This is a genomic window from Salipiger sp. CCB-MM3 (assembly GCF_001687105.1).
Lineage (GTDB): Bacteria > Pseudomonadota > Alphaproteobacteria > Rhodobacterales > Rhodobacteraceae > Salipiger.
In genome coordinates, this window is sequence record NZ_CP014596.1 from 781,326 (window position 1) to 798,752 (window position 17,427).

The 17,427-nt window shown below is 61.3% G+C and carries 14 protein-coding genes; 4 read left to right on the forward strand and 10 right to left on the reverse strand.

All coding sequences use genetic code 11. From position 1 onward, the window contains the following. Positions 1-402: 402 nt before the first annotated feature. From AYJ57_RS25560 to AYJ57_RS17355, 3 genes are all read right to left on the reverse strand, one after another. Positions 403-1,386 carry a DarT ssDNA thymidine ADP-ribosyltransferase family protein gene (locus AYJ57_RS25560; RefSeq protein ID WP_083191332.1) on the reverse strand — a complete coding sequence of 328 codons (984 nt, stop codon included), beginning with the start codon at positions 1,384-1,386 and terminating at the stop codon, positions 403-405. A 10-nt stretch (positions 1,387-1,396) separates the two neighbouring features. Continuing rightward, positions 1,397-2,275: a macro domain-containing protein gene (locus AYJ57_RS25565; protein WP_083191333.1), complete on the reverse strand. Its 879-nt coding sequence runs from the start codon at positions 2,273-2,275 to the stop codon at positions 1,397-1,399. Positions 2,276-3,118: 843 nt separating this feature from the next. Further along, on the reverse strand, positions 3,119-4,540 hold the full coding sequence (locus AYJ57_RS17355) for an aminotransferase-like domain-containing protein (protein WP_066108885.1): 1,422 nt from the start codon (positions 4,538-4,540) through the stop codon (positions 3,119-3,121). Between the two features lie 111 nt (positions 4,541-4,651). On the opposite strand from AYJ57_RS17355, the gene AYJ57_RS17360 reads away from it, so the two are divergent. The 4 genes from AYJ57_RS17360 (at position 4,652) to AYJ57_RS17375 (ending at position 10,523) form a co-directional block, all read left to right on the forward strand. Then, positions 4,652-5,809: an MFS transporter gene (locus AYJ57_RS17360; RefSeq protein ID WP_066108888.1), complete on the forward strand. Its 1,158-nt coding sequence runs from the start codon at positions 4,652-4,654 to the stop codon at positions 5,807-5,809. A 444-nt stretch (positions 5,810-6,253) separates the two neighbouring features. Continuing rightward, complete coding sequence (locus AYJ57_RS17365; RefSeq protein WP_193789531.1) at positions 6,254-6,730, forward strand: transposase; 477 nt, start codon at positions 6,254-6,256, stop codon at positions 6,728-6,730. A gap of 806 nt (positions 6,731-7,536) precedes the next feature. Next, the gene (locus AYJ57_RS17370; protein ID WP_066108893.1) at positions 7,537-8,304 is read left to right on the forward strand and encodes a hypothetical protein; all 768 of its coding nucleotides are present in this window, start codon (positions 7,537-7,539) and stop codon (positions 8,302-8,304) included. Continuing rightward, complete coding sequence (locus AYJ57_RS17375) at positions 8,301-10,523, forward strand: Mu transposase C-terminal domain-containing protein (RefSeq protein WP_066108896.1); 2,223 nt, start codon at positions 8,301-8,303, stop codon at positions 10,521-10,523. The genes AYJ57_RS17370 and AYJ57_RS17375 overlap by 4 nt, the downstream gene beginning before the upstream one ends. A gap of 143 nt (positions 10,524-10,666) precedes the next feature. Here AYJ57_RS17375 and AYJ57_RS17380 read toward each other — a convergent pair whose 3' ends face one another. The 7 genes from AYJ57_RS17380 to AYJ57_RS17410 all read right to left on the reverse strand — a co-directional run bounded on the left by AYJ57_RS17380 (position 10,667) and on the right by AYJ57_RS17410 (position 17,426). Further along, the gene (locus tag AYJ57_RS17380; protein WP_066108899.1) at positions 10,667-11,374 is read right to left on the reverse strand and encodes an SDR family NAD(P)-dependent oxidoreductase; all 708 of its coding nucleotides are present in this window, start codon (positions 11,372-11,374) and stop codon (positions 10,667-10,669) included. A gap of 237 nt (positions 11,375-11,611) precedes the next feature. Continuing rightward, complete coding sequence (locus AYJ57_RS17385) at positions 11,612-12,259, reverse strand: class II aldolase/adducin family protein (RefSeq protein WP_066108902.1); 648 nt, start codon at positions 12,257-12,259, stop codon at positions 11,612-11,614. Next, a complete protein-coding gene (locus AYJ57_RS17390) occupies positions 12,256-13,536 on the reverse strand; it encodes a four-carbon acid sugar kinase family protein (protein ID WP_066108906.1) in 1,281 nt (426 codons plus the stop codon). The genes AYJ57_RS17385 and AYJ57_RS17390 overlap by 4 nt, the downstream gene beginning before the upstream one ends. A 17-nt stretch (positions 13,537-13,553) precedes the next feature. Further along, positions 13,554-14,558: an ABC transporter ATP-binding protein gene (locus AYJ57_RS17395; protein WP_066108909.1), complete on the reverse strand. Its 1,005-nt coding sequence runs from the start codon at positions 14,556-14,558 to the stop codon at positions 13,554-13,556. Then, positions 14,555-15,541: an ABC transporter ATP-binding protein gene (locus tag AYJ57_RS17400; RefSeq protein WP_066108913.1), complete on the reverse strand. Its 987-nt coding sequence runs from the start codon at positions 15,539-15,541 to the stop codon at positions 14,555-14,557. Before AYJ57_RS17400 ends, AYJ57_RS17395 begins: the two co-directional genes overlap by 4 nt. After that, entirely contained in the window at positions 15,538-16,413 is an 876-nt protein-coding gene (locus tag AYJ57_RS17405; protein ID WP_083191334.1) for an ABC transporter permease, read from the reverse strand. The genes AYJ57_RS17400 and AYJ57_RS17405 overlap by 4 nt, the downstream gene beginning before the upstream one ends. Further along, on the reverse strand, positions 16,413-17,426 hold the full coding sequence (locus AYJ57_RS17410; RefSeq protein WP_066108922.1) for an ABC transporter permease: 1,014 nt from the start codon (positions 17,424-17,426) through the stop codon (positions 16,413-16,415). Before AYJ57_RS17410 ends, AYJ57_RS17405 begins: the two co-directional genes overlap by 1 nt. Position 17,427 lies beyond the last annotated feature (1 nt).

Below are 17,427 nucleotides of genomic sequence, written 5' to 3' on the forward strand. Positions count from 1 at the left end.
GGCAATCAACCCATATCAAGCAAACACTGAAACGTTTGGCAAAGCTATCGCTGTGCTCGAAGCCGGCAGATAAGCGCCAGTCGCCCTAAGCCGACGGATGCTGAAGGTCCGATACGCGCCCGGGCCCAGTCTGGAGTAAGCGGAAAGGCAATGCGGCGCGGCCCGACGTCAAGCCTGAAGTAAATTTGAAAGCAAGCCGACATTCGACACCGAAGAAAGAGCGCTGTCCGAGTTCCTCAATTTCGGTCATCGCCTTATCGGCGTATATGTCTAAACCGGGGAAGTTGGTAAGGAGCCAACGACGGTTTTCTGATATATTTGCCGGCATGCGCGTATCGATAGATGCCAAAGCTAGACCGACGTAAGGTCCGGCGGAAGGTGATGTTTTAGCTAAAGGCTTCCCTAAAAGAGCTCTGAAACAAGAGAATGCATATTGCGGTATGCAAATTCGTCGTTGACATTTATCTGCACTACCCACTCACCATCCGGCACGCTGTTTTCCCAGATCCAATAGTGGCCTTCTGTAGGGGGCTTCCCATTAAGATTGCGGTATGTTTGACTGGCGTGTTGGTGCTGACCGTCGGGTGTAAGAAGGGCTAGGTCCACTTTAACTTTTGCCCCATCGTATCTCTCGTTTAGCGTGAAGCCTACACCGTTCCTCGTCAGTGTAACTCGATCAACGAAGCTATATCTTTTCTCGAAGGTTTTCAGGGCATCGGACACGTAACAAAGGTGGGACCATTGCGCCGAAATATCGCCGAGTAAATATAGGAAAGTTTGTTTCTCGGGCTCTGAGCGAAAGACAATTGCCTTGAGTGAGGTCGATGGCGTTACCGGGCTACTGGCCAATACCTCCGCACAACGCCTTCGGGTGACGTCAGAATCGCAAGGCCCAACGCTATAGATTTGTGTGAAAGGCAAGGAATTAAAGAACGCATCGTCGCTTCCGACAGTGGTTCCGTAGGACTGCATGTTTCCATCTGAGAAATGAGTACCATCCTCTGTGAGTATGGATTTAGCGTCAAAAACGAACATAACCAGGAAGGGGCAGTGAGTGCTATCTCCGTACTTACACTCCCCGGTAGCACGAATGCCTTCGATATGGTATTGTGTGGGCGTACCAGGACGAAAATAAAATCGCACAAAGTTTTTAGCTTCGTCGCGGCTCGCCAAAACGTCCCCGGCGGCTACATCACGCGGGATTTCGAGGTGGCTATCATTTCTAGACCGTATAGAGTCGGATCTGACGATATTCAGCGCGTTCTCTAGTGGTGCATGGTGGAAGAGGTAATTCGGCCAGTGGTTTCTATATGGGTGTACCGGCTGCGCCAGGTTGGTTGTCCAGGCGGAGATGTGCTGATCAGCAGTCGTTTCAGATATCGGCATAAATTAACTCTTAAACGAAACTAATTTGGTCTGGAGATGTTGCTGTTTGCGAAGCGCCTTGTGCAAAGGACACGGACAGAACGTCTTCTCCAGATTTGGTGAGAACTGATGCGCTGGTGAATGGGAGCCTAGCCAGAACATCTATGAAGCAGCCCCGCAAATCTGCGTTAAACCATTCCGCATCTCGATGCGATATTTGTCCGCTCTGAATGTTGATCCAAACTCCACGGAGGTCATCATCCGATATCAGATGTGACACGCCATTCACCGAAATGGCAACTTCTCCAGTAGGCGTAACAATCGCCTCGTAATCCAAGCCATCCAGTATGCTGCGCCGCTTGCCTTGGTCGGAAGCTAGCTGATTGGATATGCTGTCCTTGAAGTCGTCGAAATTTGTTGGTCGATGGTACGATTCATCGGGAATCGCAAAGTGCTCTGGAATTACTTGATGTCCATCAAGCCCATGGATGTAAATTGGAATAGGCAGGGGGTCGAGGTAGTGCTCCATTACTGGCCTCACTGTTTCCCAATCTAATCCTCCATTTCCGCAACCTAATCTTGGAAAGGATATACTCGTTATGCCTTTTTCCCGAAATGTTCCGGCGAACTTGTCCAAGCCCGCCTCGATCCATTCGATCTTGGACGGGCCTTTCCAATGATTCTTCGTTGGGAAATTCAAGATCCAAGGCACACTCTGGCGCCAAAGCCATAGTTTTCCAGGGGTGAGCAGTTTTTTATCGCAGATTTCTTTATACGCGAGGAACATTTCTGGTTCTCGCTTTTTGAATTCCTTCGCGATGCCTTTACCCATCACACCAACGCAGTTAACAGTGTTAACCAAAGTTTGAGCATCGGATGTAAATATATCAGACCTACGGTAGTTGATCATTTTCTCTCGCGGTTGTGGCAGGGCTTCAAAAGGCAGACCACGGATAGGTAGCAACCTGACGGATCTACGACGCAGCCTAGAAGCGCCGGAGGGCTGTATCGGTCCTATCACACATGCTGCTGACGGCGCATCACGCACTCATTACTATGTTAAGTCATTGCGATTAGTCAAAAGTTTCCGCGGCACTCTTTGCTTTTCTGCAGCGACAGCGCAAGAAGCAGTTGGGCATTTACCTTATGTCGTAATGTGAGCGGTCGCTTCACGCAACAGATTGTAGGAAAATCTTGGCGTCAGGCAGGGCGCGCGCATGTCTTCGTGGCGATATTTGTGGGCTGAGGGATGCGTTAGGGTGCCGTTACCCCATCAGGGTCGCACGCTAAGCGTCGCCTTCTGGGCACTCCTTGCGAACAGGTAAGTTGCCTAGTATCGCTACCTGCGCTCGCCGAGCTCGTCCGGGGAGGACCTTGTTGTCAGCTAGCTGCCCACCGCTGCCGTTCGTCGTCCAGGGCGCAGCGAATGACGGCTCTCCGCCCTGCCGACCTCGGGTCGTTGGAAATGCTGCGGCGAGGATGATGGCCGCTTCGGCGACGCTGCGCTGCGGCACCGGCGGTCGCTTCGAACGGCCGGATTGGGCCGGGTAGAGATGGGCGCGCCCATGCTGCAGGTGTGAAATCCCCTGCGAGCAACGCGGTCAGTTACGGACTCCGAGCGGGCTCGCGGCGGCGCAGAAAAAATCTCGGCATTGGTCCGCTCCGCGCGCGCGCTTCAAGACCTCAATCTCGGGCGACAGCTGAGGAAATGTCATGGGAGGTCCGGTCCCACAGACTTGCGCGCGCGGATCGATCAGTGGAGCATCTCCGTTGATCCTGAGAGCAGCCGGGCCAGGTCAGCGATGATAGCTGTCTCCTGCATCTGCGCGACGTTGAACCGCATGAGGCCACCGCAGTTCTGAGACACGCTGAAGGCATTGCCGGGCGCGAGTACGATCCCGTCCTCCCAGGCTGCGCGGGTCAGAGCCGCGCCATCGATGCCATCCGGCAGGCGGCACCAGAGGAAGACCCCGGCCTCGGGCATGTACCAGGGCGTGATGCCGATGTCTTTCAGTTGGGGGATCAGCGCGTTCATTGCCCCTGAGAGCCGATTGCGCATGGTCTGCACATGCCGCCGGTAGCTGCCTTCCTTCAGCAGGAGCAGCAAAAGTTCGGCCGACATGGCGCCCCCGCCGAAGGAGGTGGCGAGCTTCAGGTCCACAAGTGCGTCGGCCCACTCCGTACGGGCCGCGATGTAGCCGCAGCGGATCGAGGCAGAGAGCGTCTTGGAGAAACTGCCGATCTGCACAACCCGCTGCAACCCGTCGAAGGCCGCCAGGCGCGGGGCAGGGCGCTCCTCGAAATCGGCGAAGATGTCGTCCTCGACGATCAGCAGATCATGCGCCTCGGCCAGCCGTAGGATGCGGTGACAGGTGACGGGCGAGATTACAGTGCCGGTCGGATTGTGGGGGCCGGAATTGGTGATGTAGAGCCGCGGGCGATGCTCCTTGAGCGCGGCCTCGAAGGCATCGAGGTCAGGCCCGGCTGGCGTGCGCGGCACGCCAATGGCCTCGACACGATGCGCGCGGAAGAGCGCGAGGAAGTTGAAGTAGCACGGATCATCGATCAGCACCCGATCGCCTGGCTCGAGCAGCAGTCGGCATACGAGATCGAGCGCCTGCGTCCCACTCTCGGTCAGCATGATCTGGTCCGGGTACGCTTCGACGCCGCTGTCGGCCATGCGCACGGACAACAGGCCGCGCAGCTCTGGCAGACCCAGCGGCGTGCCGTATTCGGTGAGCCCCGCCTCGGGGGCGCGGGCGAGGCTGCGCAGGGCGCGCCGGATCTCCTCCTGAGGCATCCAGCTGCTTGGCAGCCAGCCGCAGCCGGGGTTGGCGCGAATGTGGCGGCTCTCAAGGGCCTGCCGGGTGATGCGCAGCGGGTCGATCTCGCGCGCCAGGGCTGGACCGCTGTCGCTCAGCGAGAAGGGCGGCAGATGCCCGGCCACGTAGAACCCGGATCCGCGGCGCGATTGCACGATCCCCTCGGCGACCAGCCGGTCATAGGCCTCGACTACGGTCGAGCGGGACACCCCCAACTGATCGGCAAGCTGCCGGATCGAGGGCAGCTTCGTGCCGGGCGCGGCCTTGCGACCTGCGATCCGCGTGCGCAGGGCCTCCATGACCTGCTCGACAAGGGTCTGACCGTCGGTCCGGGAAAGCGTCAGCCCATCCATGTGTACTGCTCATCCAATCAATACAGTTTGGTGAAACTGTATGGCATTGTCCCTGTCGCGACCAGAGCCCTGGCGGCATTCTGATTGGACTGTTCAGCCCTTGAGGATCCCATGCCCCGCTTTTCCGTTCCCATCCTTGCGCTCTGCCTCTTCGCCGTGACCTTTGCTGTCAACCTGCAGGCGCCGCTCTACCCGGCCTATGTCGCCTCGAGCGGGTTTGGCGCGATGGCGGCGACCGTGGCCTTTGCCGCTTATGTGGCAGGCCTCATGCCGACGCTGATCTTCTTGGGGGGGCTGTCGGACAGGATCGGACGAAAGGTGCCGGTGGTTTCCGCCCTCCTGCTGAGCGGTGGAGCGACGCTGCTGCTCGCCCTGTCTCCGGGATGGGTGCAGCTGGTCATCGCGCGGGTGCTGCTGGGGGCCGGTACTGGCCTCGCCACGACGTCGGGGACCGCCTACATGACCGAGCTGATGGGCGAGGCGCGCGCAAAGCAGGCGGCGCTGATGGTGACCTCGGCCACCTCTCTCGGCTTCGGCGGTGGCGCGCTTGCCACCGGTCTGAGCCTGATGGCACAGGGTCCGAGCTTTGCCCCCGCGAGCTTCTGGCTGCTACTGCTCGCGGTTCCTGTGCTGGTCCTGGCAAGCCTGTCCCTGCCGCGTGCATGGGTGCCGCATCATGTGTCGATGCTGCGCTTGCCGGTCTTCCCCGCGGGCAGCGCGCCCTATGGCATCGCAATGGGGCTGAGCTGGGCCTCCACCGGCATGACCATCGCTGTGGTGCCGCTGCTGCTCGACAGGCATGGACTGGGCGCTTGGTCCGGTCCGGTGATCTTTCTCGCGCTCTTCATCGGGTTTCTCTGCCAGCCTCTGGCGCGGCGCATGAGCAATCCACGCGCCCTGCGCCTGGGTCTTTGCCTGATCCCGCTCGGCTTTGCCGGCCTGCTTTCCGGCGCGGCGCTGCAGTCGATCCCTCTGATCCTGCTGGGCACGGCGCTCACGAGTGCATCCAGCTATGGCTTCACCTATCTCTCCTCCCTGTCGGAGGTCTCTATGCTGGCCCCCGGGAGCCGCGCGCGCGCCACGGCCGGGCTCTTCGTCTATGCCTACTGGGGCTTCTCCATCCCGGTGATCGCGGCCGGCGGTCTCGCGGATCGGATCGGCCTCGTCCCGGCCATGGCGGTCTTCTTCGTCGCTCAGCTTGTCTGTCTCGCGGCACTCGTTTTCGCAGAGCGCAGCCGGAGCACACAGCGGGTCAGGGCGGCGGTATGATCCCCGCAACGTCTCCGCGCTTTCATCCCCAGCGACAGTGGGTAGGCCTGTGGATAAAGCGTCGGGTGGGCCTTGCTGAGCTCGGCCGGTCCTGCTGTGCCTGAAAATTGGGCACCTGCGCTGAGCGCGCCAGAGACAGGCACTAGGCGCCGCCGGTTCCAGGGTTGTCTTAGCGCTTGCTACATCGTCGGTCAGGCTTGAGCTAGAAAGCTCGCACGGAGCGATCAGGAAAAGGGAGATGCCGTTCCGCGCTGGTGGCTGGAACGGGTCAGTACTGAAGCTGCAGGACGTTTAGGTCGGGCTTTCATTGGGGTGACAAGATGCGGCCGAACCGAGACTCCTGGAGAGAGCATTCGTGTCGGTCTTGTCGCCGATGTAGTGGAAGAGTTTTTCGTGCTTCACGGACGAATGGTCTCGCGCCTCGCGGTGAGGTACATCAAGATCATGACCAAGAAGCGTTCCTCCATCGGTGACGACAGCCAACACTGGGTGGGGCTCGAACAGCGGCTACCAGAGTGTGGTGTTGCGTCGATCTTCCCGACGGATGCAGAGTGCCGAGATCGGCTCGCCACGGTTCGTTGGCCCGCCGGGGTCACGTGCCTGAAGTGTGCTTCGAAAGACATCGGGTTTCTCGAGGCGCGAAAAACCTACCACTGCCGGAATTGCCGGTACCAGTTCACGGTGCTGACTGGCACGGCGCTCCACGCGAGTAAGTTGTCTCCGCAGCTCTGGTTCGATGCAGCGCAAGAGTACGTCCGCTGGCGTGCCAAGGTCCCCGGGCGGGATTTTGGTCTGCAAGCCCTCGAGGAGTACCTCGGTGTTGCCTATACGACGGCCCGTAAAGTCCGTGGGATCCTGCGGGAGGACTTGTCGCCTGAGGGGGCGGGGCTGCTTGCGAGCTGCATCTGCATGGAGGCCTGAGGCATCCTGTTGTTCGCTGGATGAAATTTCCGACGTCACCCTCTGCAACTCTCCTCCCCACCCTGTAGCTGCGCGGCACTTTGACAGCACGTCGCGACTGTGATGCATCGTTGAGTTTTCTATACATGGAAGTTCGCCCCAAAATGTACCCGGGCCAAATTTTTGCGCTTACGTCGAAAATGTCAGGGGGTGACGCTGGTCGTCAGGTGGACGCGGCGCATAGCCTCAAGGACAAGGATGCAAAAGTGATCTGCGAAGGGCAGTGTAACCGAGAAAATCGCAAGTACCTGATAAAGATAGAAAAATAGACTCGGTGTGGATCGATGTGCTTTAATCGAGAATGATCTGCGAGTCGTGACTGAACACGACACCGCTGACATGAAGCACCTTTCTGATCGGATGTGGAAAAGCTCCCATCCGAAAGCATCGAGCAGAACAAGAATGTCGCCAGATATGGTGACAACAGGACCAAGACAGTTCTGAACGAAGCAGAGCCATGTGGAAGGTTCCACATGCGAAACAGAGAGAGGGCCAGCCAAACTGCCGATTACACCTGATCCAGCGCAGGGCGCTTAGGGCTCTGACCTGAGGGGACGCGACGCTGCTGATCGACGTAGGACAGCGATAAAGTAGTCGAGCTGACCTCCTTGCACAAGTTCGCCGCGGACATCCGTTGGCGAAACTAACCCGTTCGCATTCTGCGCAACGGGCCGGTGCCTTGCATCCATCTCCAATCTTCGCCCGACAGGGCGACTCACCGCCACCCCGCGTGCCGTGATTGCCGGCGCGAACAAGGAAGTCATGCCATGCGAAACAACGCACTGGAAATCGCCGCCGATCACCCTCATGCAGGCCTGCCTCACCTCTGGCAAGCAACCTTCGCACCGCCGCCACTCGCCGATCCGGAAGATCCCCACAAGATCATTCGCACCCGCCTCAAGAAGGCTGATATCGGCAAGTCGAGCGGGACCTGCAGAGTTGCGTTCCTGACACGCTTGCACCGCCGGGCTGCCGTTCAGGAATTTTGGTGTGCGTCTTTCGAGGAAGCGCAAGTCTACCTCAACATCGCGGGCCATCCGGACGTGATCAATTTCAAGGAACAGCTGACGACCGTGCCATTTCGGAACCTGGAGGGCCGAGATACCTTCACTCGCGTTGATGCCCATGTGCTGCTGCGCAATGGGGAAGAGGTCTTGGTTTCCGTCAAGTACGACGAAAAAGCCCGGCGGAAGACCTATCTGCAGGAAGTGGAGAATATTGCGGTCCAAACGCCGGTCGAGGTGGCCGACCGGTTCGCAGTGGCGTCACGCTATCTCTTTCATCCAAACCACCGCTCTTCTGTCGAAGCCATTCACAAGGCACGCCGAGGCTGGGACCCCGAAGCCGACGAGGCCGTACTCGAGATCGCCAAGCATCTTGGCGAGCGGTTCACATTCCAGGATATCGTCGACGCCTCCGGCCTTCGCCACCGTGGTCATCGTGCAGTCATCCGTCTCGTAGGCGACGGCGACATTCGGAAAGACCTCCTCGATCCCTTTTCCCCCGAGACCGAGCTCTGGAGCGCAGCAGCATGACCTATTTTCAGAACCTTACCCCGAATGATCTGGTGACCTTCGAGGGTTGCCAAGTGTCGAACATCTCGGCGGTTTTCGACAAGCACTCGAAGGAGATCAAACACTACCGCATGTCCGTCGCGACCAGTGACGGCCAAATCGAGATCCGAAACTTCCGGCCCGATGAGATCGGTCACCTGATCGATACAGAAATCATGGAGGTCCAGCGCGGCTTCTATAGCGCCACGCGGATGCGCGATCGCGAACTCTATGGGTCGCGTGAACTCAACGGCGCAAATGCGCATCAGCGGGAACGCGTCGATTTGATCATGCAGCAATGTCGCCTGATGGCTCGGTACCATGCCATGGGGATGAAGCTGACGCGTGAAAGCGTCAAGGAGTTCCGTGCTTCGCTTGTCGATGACTACGAAACGTACCAGGCGCGCAAATTTCACGGCACACAGAAGCCCAATGCGGCGCAACGTCTCAAGAGGCTCCCTGCGGATAGCACCCTATTGGAAAACTTTAAAAAATATCGGCGTGCCAATGGAAATCCGAATGTCTTCCTGCCAACCACGTCAGACCCGATCGATCTTGATCTCCAAGCCAGTGCGGACTTCTGCTTCGTCATGGACCGGCTCGGGAAGTATGCGACAAGCTATCCGGCTTCAAAGCGGAAGGTCATCGAGGACATGTTGGAAGATGTAGAGGCGGAAAATACCTACCGTGCCTCCATCGGCAAGCCCGAGATCAAGCTACTCTCGCACCGCCAATATGAGCGGTGGATCGACCTCTATCTCGACCCCTTCGAAGTCACGATGCAACGCGAGGGCCTGGCAGCAGCCATCAGGAAATACGGCTCCGTGGAACCGGGGCGCACTGCCTCCGCGATCGGGCAGATTGTCCTGTTCGACGCGTGGCGTTCGCACATGAAAGTCCTCGACTGCACGCGCGAGGAGTACAACTCGATGACTGAGGAAGAGCGCAAGAACGTCAAGTTCATCAGCCCTTGGATTACAACCGCTGAGGATTTGGCGACACGCGCAATCGTCGGTGTGTCGTTCAGCAAGACGCCTAACCAAGAGGCTTCGCTGGAATGCCTGCGCATGATTTATCGAGACAAGACCTACCTGTTTCGGGACATCGGGTTGAAGGACTCGCACTGGAACTTCGTCTGTATGATGCAGGAAGGCAGCAACGATAGCGGTTCGGAGTTTGGTGACGAACCTTTCGGCGGGGCGCAGTTTTCCAATGCTGTACGGCTTCTGGCGAGCTGTCAGATGAATGGTGCAGCAGGCGTGTCCAACCTCCGTGGTGCCATGGAACGCTTTTACTGGACCTGTGATATGAAATGGGCTCGGTATCTGCCCGGATATACCGCCCGAAACCCGCAGGCGAGAAACGACCGGAAATATCTTTCCGAGGTTTGCATCTGCTTCGACGAGTTCCAGACCCTGTTTCTTCTGTTCGTGGCAGAATATCACAAGTCTGCGCATCGCGGTCTCAGACAGCGGACGCCGGCGGCCATGTGGGAAGAGCTTTCGCAGGGCGCGGAGTATGATCCGTCGCAGATGCCCTCGCCAGCCCAGTTTCGCGAAGCCTGCGGCTATCACACGACGGCAAAGGTGACGAAAGATGGCATTCGGTACAGCGGGGCGGTCTATTCAAATGAGTACATTCGCAACCAGCGCAAAGCACGCCCTAATGATCGCATCGCGGCGCCGGGTGAGAGTGTCGAAATCATGGTCGACCCCTACGATCTGGGTGGCATCTCAGTCCTTGCGAAGGGGGAGTTGATCAGTGTTCGCTGCGTTGACGCTGCTATGCCGGGCAAGTCGCTCCGTGTCATGCAGGCGGAGCAAAAACTCGCACGCCTAAAGGCTGAAGCGGAAGCGCGCGAGCAAGAGGGGGGGCGCCGGGAGGCGCATCATCTGTGGAACTCAATGGCAAAGTCCATCATGCGCGCGTCGGACATCGGTATTTTTGGCTACACCAAGGCCGAAGTTGACCGCGCGAAGAATGAGGCAGAGTTCGGCAAAGGGCAGCACGAGAAGCCGTTTCAGGGGCGCGATGAATACGTTGATCCCGTTGCGCAGGGAGGCTTCAAGACTGGTCAACCGGTCCACCCCGAGACAGATGACGAGGAAGACCCGGACACCTTAGCTGAGGAGCCCAAAACCAGCATAGATCGGTTTCGGTCGAGCGCCCGGAACCGAAGACGCAATAAGAAGCGCAATTGAACATGACCCCCGTGGCACTTGTGCTGCGGGGTATTTTCTTGGTGGTTCGGACTTGCTCCTACATTGCGATAGCGACCAAGGCCAATGACCGGTGCGAAACTCGATCTCGCGCAACAAATCGTACTCCCGGGCGCCCGAACCGATCAGAATATTCCGTCGGTGCGGCAGTTGATGTGGATCTCCGGCACCGAGGCGGTATTCGACAGGCCGATCGCTTCCATGACCAGATGCGCGACCTCCTCCGGCTGTGTCATCTGATCGGCGGCTCTGCTGCCCGCAGCGGCGGTTTCACCCATGTCGGTCGCCACGAGGCCGGGGCAAATCGCGGTGGCGCGAATGCCGTGATCCCAACCTTCGTAGCGCAGCGCGTGGGCAAGGCCGACGGCGGCGAACTTGCTGACCGAATAGAGCCCGGATCCGGCCGAGGCCACCCGCTTGCCGGAGAGCGATCCGAGGATGATGACGCGGCCGCGGCCTGCGGCTTTCAGACCCTCCCAAGTTGCCATCGCCAGCCGCCGCGGGGCGCGCAGGTTGACCTCCAGAAGGGTGTCCACTTCGGCCTCGGAAGCCTCGACAATGCTGCTCGAGGTGAAGAGGCCGGCGCTTGCGACGATGGCGTCGATCCGGCCGCGCTGGGCCATGACAGCCTCGGCCCAAGCCGTCTCGGCGTCGCGGTCCGTTGCGTCATAGGTAAAAGTGTCCAGCAAGGCCGGATCAAGCCCCTCTGGCGTGCGCGCGGGGTCGCGAAGCCCAAGGCTTACGTGCCAGCCGAGGGCCTGCGCCGCACGGGCGATTTCTGCGCCGATGCCACGGCTGCCGCCGGTCAGCATCATTACGGGGCGGTCGGTCATGGTGGGTCCTTTCGGTCAGTAGATCATCAGCGGCGGCCATGGCATGGACGCAGAGAAAAGCTCCACAAGCCTAGCCAAGTCATTCATGAGCAACCATGAGATCCTGTGGGAAAAATTGTGGGAGGTGTATTCCCTACGGGATGACGCGGACAGGTGCCAAAGTGGCAGCTCGGCTCGTGTTTGAGCCAGTCGGTGTCCCCCATCTGGTATCCCGCGGCCTTTGAGCCCGAATTGCTATCAACTTTGTGAGCCATAGTTGAGACGCACTGCCTGAGCGGCAACGTCCGCCATTTCTTCTGGCGAGAGCAGCACGGGTGCCAGGCCGGATGACAGCGCCAAAAGATACTGCTCAGCCAGCGTTTCCATCAGTAAGGCCCGGCCAAAGGCCTGCGGCAGGTCGCGGCCGAACGCGACCATGCCATGATTGGCCATCAGGCACCCGTGGAACCCGGGTGCGATTGCCGTGATCACCGCCTGTGCCATTTCGGGTGTGCCGAAGGTCGCATAACTAGCACAGGGCACCTCGAATCCGCCCAAGCCACCCACGAGGTAGTGGAAGGCGGGGATCGGGCGTCGCAGAGCGGACAGCGCGGTGCAATGTCGGGGATGGGCATGAACGATTGCCCCCACCTCGGGCCGGCTTTGATAGATTGCCGCATGCAGCGCCCATTCCGATGTTGGCGCGCAAGGGCTGTCGTGAGTGCCATCGAAGGCCATCTCGACCATCTGCCCGGAGGTCATCCGCTCGGGTGCGATCCCCGAGGGCGTGACCATCATGCCGGTGCCGTGGCGCTGACTGATGTTCCCTGATGTGCCGCCGGTGAGCCCTCGTGCAACAGATGCGCGGCTGTACTCTAGCAGGGCGGTGCGGATCGTTTCAGTCATCGGGTGGTCTCCGGAATACGAGCAGGCGCCATGATCTCGAGCGCCGAGAGAAAGACTTCGGAGTCTCCAAGCTTGCCGGACTTGAGGTAGAGAGAGATCGGGTCGGGACCTTCCGCGACGCAGAGCCCGCCGCGCAATGCGCCCAGCGGCAAGGCCCGCACTTTTGTCAGGCCCAAGGCGGTGACGATAGCTCCCGAGGTCTCGCCGCCGCCTACGAGGAACCGGCGGATACCGATTTCGTGACAACGCTGCGCGATCTCAGCGAGAATCCGTTCAGCGCGGCGCGCCGCGCCAAGACGGCCGTAAGCAGCCTGGCTGCGCGCGACCTGCGCTGCATCCGCCCATGTGGTGATCCCGAAGGGGCCCTGCGCGACGCGGGCAGCGGCCCATTCAGCGGCTCTTTCGATCAATGCCTGCTCTGTGATATTCTCTGTCAGATCGAGGCGCAGTACTGGATGGCGCGTCTCGAAGGCTGCAATTTGCGCGCCGGCCACGGGTCCGACCGAGCCGACGAAGAGCGCGGCCGGCCCACCAGCGTGGTCGGGTGGGGGCAGGGTGGCGCCGCTGTGTCGGGCGCGATCCAATGCAAAAGCCACGGTCAACGGATCGCTGGCCACCACCGCCCGATCGCTTTCAGCAAGCGCAAGGCTCATCGCCAGATCGGCATCGTCGCAGAGATCGCAAAGCACATGTGCATGTCCCTCGGCCCGCCGGGTATCAAGCGCGGCCTGGGCCAAGGGCTTGCCTTTGATCATTTCCAGGTGCGAGATCAGCCCGACCTCACGTCCCACCTGGGCGCCGAGAAACCGCACGAGATTGGCGTCGGGCATGGGGGTGACGGGGTCGTGGCGCTTGTCGCTCTCATTGATCGGCCGCGCGCCGAGGAACATGTGCCCCTGATGCACCGTCACGCCGTAGTCGGGAAATCCGGCACTGAGCAGGATGAGATCCTGATCCATCTCGGCACGCAGGAGGTCGGCGGCGATGCCGATATTGCCTTCTTCAGTGGAATCGAACGTGCCGCAGGCCTTGTAGACCAGGGCTTCGGCACCGGCGTCGCGCATCGCAGCAATCGCGACCGCGATGTCGCTGCGTGCCTGGTCCGGGGGGGCTAGCCGGGTCCGGGCGGCCAGCACCGCAAGCGGGCTATCGGGCGCATCGGCCAGCGCTTCGGCGGTGAAATAGACCGGGCAGGCGACGCCGGCGGTCTCGCAATAGGCGGCGACCAGCATGGCGCCGGTGAAGTCGTCGGCAATGATGCCGCAGGCAAGGGTCATGGGAAAGTCCGGTCTGGTCAGGCGCGCAGCGCTGAAGGGGCGATGCTGTCCGCCCCGGGATGGTGGCAGGCCACGTCGCCGCCCGCGCCGGATGCAGCGAGGTCTGGGCGGGTGGTCCGGCACAGCTCGGTGGCGCGTGGGCAGCGAGGGTGGAAGGCGCAGCCTGACGGCGGGTTCATGGGCGACGGAAGATCGCCCTTTAGTACGATGCGCTGGCGGGCGCGCTCGGCGCGCGGATCGGGCCGCGGAATGGCCGATATCAGCGACTGCGTGTAGGGGTGCTGGGGCGAGGCGAAGAGCGTAGTGACCGGAGCAAGCTCGACGATCCGGCCGAGATACATCACCGCGACGCGACGCGAGATGTGCTTCACCACGCCAAGGTCATGCGCAATGAATAGATAGGCGCAGCCAATGTCTTTCTGCAGCTCGTCGAGCAGGTTTAGCACACCGGCCTGGATCGAGACATCAAGCGCCGACACGGGCTCGTCCAGAACGATCAGCTTTGGGTTCAGCGACAGCGCGCGGGCAATGCCGATCCGCTGACGCTGCCCCCCCGACAGCTCGTGGGGCAGACGTCCGACGGTGTCGGCGGGCAGGCGGACCATGTCGATGAGCCGATTCACCTGCGTCCGGATCTCGGATTTCGGCAGCTCGAGAAGCCGCATGCCCTCGGCCAGAATTTGACCGATGGTCATGCGCGGATGCAACGAGGCGAGCGGGTCCTGAAACACGATCTGCATCTCGCGCCGCAATTGCCGCAGACGCGTCTCATCGGCAGCGGTCACGTCTGTCTGTCCCAGCTGGACTTTGCCGGAGCTGGGCTCGATCAGCCGCAGGATGCAGCGACCGAGCGTCGACTTCCCGCAGCCGGATTCGCCCACCAGGCCGAAGGTCTCGCCTGGGGCGATGTCGAAGCTAACGCCCGAGACGGCCTTGACCGTTGAACCGGCGCGCCTCAACAGGCCGGTGCGCACCGGGAATTCCTTCACCAGATCGGTAACGGAGAGGGCGGGCTCGGTCATTCGGCGGCCTCCTTGGACAGCGGGACGGGATGATGACAGGCCATGCGCGTGGGACCATGCCGCTCAAGAGCGGGGTCGCTGGCATGGCAGCGGGGGCCGGCGCGGCCGCAGCGCGGCGCGAAGGCGCAGCCAGGCGGGCGGGAGAAGATCGACGGCGGAGTTCCCTCGATCTGGCGCAGCGGCCCGGTGCTGTCGAGGCGTGGAACGGCATCGATCAGACCGGCGGTGTAAGGGTGGCGCGTGCCGTAGAATAGCGGGTCTGTTTCTGCCTGTTCCACCACGCGACCTGAGTACATGACCGCGACCTCGTCTGCCATGCCCGCCACAACGCCAAGATCGTGGGTGATCAGCAGCATGCCGATACCCAACTCGCGCCGCAGGTCCGACAGCAGGTCCAGGATCTGTGCTTGCACGGTCACGTCAAGCGCGGTGGTGGGCTCGTCGGCAATCAGCAGTTCCGGCTTGTTGGCTAGCGCCATGGCGATCATGGCACGCTGGCGCATCCCGCCGGAGAATTCGTGCGGGTACTGGTGGACCCGTTTCGAGGCCTGCGGGATAGCGACGAGCTCGAAGAGCCGCTCGACTTCTTTCAGGGCCGCGCGCCGAGAGATGGTTCGGTCATGCAGCCGGATCGCCTCGACGATCTGTGCGCCCAGCGGCAACACCGGGTTGAAAGCCGAAAGAGGGTCCTGGAAGATGCAGCCAATGGCCTTACCGCGGATGCGATTGAGGCGGCGGGGAGAGATGCCGACCAGTTGTTCGCCCTTGAACCGAGCGCTGCCGGAGACGCGGGCGGAGCCGGGGAGCAGCTGCAGGCAGGCCATGATCGTCACGGATTTGCCCGAGCCACTCTCGCCCACAAGGCCCAGCACCTTTCCGGGTTCGAGCCGCAAGTCGACGCCGCGCAGGGCCTCGGCTTCTTCGCCCCGAGCGTTGCGGAAGCGGACACGTAAGTCCGAAAGATCAAGGAGGGGAGCGGTCATTGGCTTCTCCGGTCCATCATGTCGCGCAGCCCATCGCCCAAAAAGGCGGTGGCCAGCACCACGGTTAGAATCGCAGCACCGGGGCCGGCGGCGATCCACCAATTGTAGAATTTCGCCGCGCCCTCAGAGATCATGCTACCCCATTCCGGGCTGGGCGGCGTTGCGCCGAGGCCGATGAAGGAGAGCGACGCCGCCAGAAGGACGACCTGGCCGAAATCCATGGTCGCGTTGATCAGCGTGGGTGTCCAGCATAGCGGTAGAACGTGGACTCGCAGGACCCGCAACGGCGGCGCGCCCCCGGCGATGGCGGCTTCGACGTGCTCGCGCTCCCGGACCTCCATGACCTGGGCGCGCATCAGACGGGCATAGATCGGCCACCAGACGATGACCATCGCGATGGAGGCGTTGCCCAGTCCGGGGCCAAGCATTGCGGCCACGGCCATGGCCAGCAGGATCGGGGGGAAGGAGACAGTCACGTCGACCATCCGCATGATGATGCTGTCGGTCCAACCGCCGTAGAAGCCGGCCAGGGCACCAAAGAACGAGCCGATCGCCACGGCGCAGGCCACCACGAGGATCGCAATGGGTACCGACCAGGCGGCGCCGTGCAGTGTGCGTGACAGAACATCGCGGCCAAGGGCGTCGGTGCCTAGCCAGTGCTCGGCCGAAGGGGGCTGCAGGCGACGTGCGACCATCATGAGCGGATCGGCCAACGGCCAGAACTGCACAGTGACGGCGGCGACGAGCCAGAACAACAGGATCAGCGCGCCGATCTTGGCAGTCAGTGGTAGGCCGCGCATCCTCAGGACTGAGAGCCGGGATCGCAAAGGGCGGCGCGTGGAGACGGGGCGAGGGAGGGAGGCGTCGCTCATCAGGAAACCTTCATTCGGGGGTTCGCCCAGGCGTAGGCGATGTCGGTCGCCAAGTTGGCCAGCAGGAAGGCGATGGAGCCGACAATCGTGACACCGCCAATGGCGGGATAATCGAGGCTACCGGCCGCTCGGACGGCGTAGCTGCCGATGCCTGGCCAGGCGAAGATCGTCTCGGTCAGCACGGCGCCGGTGATCAGGTAGGCGAAGGTGAAACCGAGGATGGTGAGCAGCGGGATCATGGCATTGCGCAGGGCGTGGTTGATCAGGACCACTCGCTCGGGCGCGCCCTTGGCGCGCGCGGTGCGGGCGTAATCTTGGCCCAAGCCCTCGATAAGCGAGGAGCGTACCAGGCGCGCAACGATGCCGGTCACCGACCACCCCAGCACGAAGGCGGGGAGCGCGAGGTGCGCGAGGCTCTGTCCGAAGAGGGCCCAGTCGCCGGCCAGCAGACTGTCGAGAGTATAGAAGCCGCTCACATGCGGTGGCGGATCAACCCGGGCGGGCAGGCGGCCGGTGCCCGGCACCAGCTGGAACTGCACCGAGAGCACGAAGAGCAGAATGAGGCCGGACCAGAAAATCGGCAGAGATGACCCGATCAGAGCAAAAATACGGGAAGCCCCGTCGGTCACGCTGCCGCGAAAGCGGGCAGAGAGAAGCCCGAGGCCGATGCCGAGCGCGGTGCCCAGAATCATTGCAGCGATCACCAACTCCAGCGTCGCGGGCAGACGCTCTGCGATGTCTACCGCCACGGGGCGGCGGGTGGAGAAGGAGGTCCCCATATCGCCGTGCAGCAGGTTGCCAAGGTAGGTGACGTATCGCACGGGAAGCGGCTGATCGAGGCCCCATTCGGCCTTTACCGCTGCGACCACCTCGGCGTCGTTCATCATCTTCTCGGGAACAAGGGCGGCCAGCGGGTCGCCCTTGGTCATTTGCGAGAGGAAGAATGACACGCTCGCCACACCCAGCAGGAGGAACGGGATCGCGATGAGCCGTCTGAGGACATAGGCGAGCATG